Below are 216 nucleotides of genomic sequence, written 5' to 3'. Positions count from 1 at the left end.
GCCTTGTCCTTATGAAAGCAAGCATTTGACTCGCTTTCAGACTTGACGCTTGAACGTGGTATCCAGCACCACGCGCTGCTAGCCTCCTGCGTCCCTCCATCGCTCATAACGATTCGGTGCAGTACAGGAATTTCAACCTGTTGTCCATCGACTACGCCTCTCGGCCTCGCCTTAGGTCCCGACTTACCCTGGGCGGACGAGCCTGCCCCAGGAAAC

At 56.5% G+C, this 216-nt stretch carries 1 rRNA gene; it reads right to left on the bottom strand.

The window, feature by feature from the left end:
• A 23S ribosomal RNA gene (locus lacNas_RS06980) occupies positions 1 to 216 on the bottom strand; the annotation flags it as partial.

It is taken from the genome of Lactobacillus nasalidis (assembly GCF_016587775.1).
In the GTDB taxonomy this organism is placed as follows: Bacteria; Bacillota; Bacilli; order Lactobacillales; family Lactobacillaceae; genus Lactobacillus; species Lactobacillus nasalidis.
This window is presented reverse-complemented; position numbering and strand designations above follow the sequence as displayed.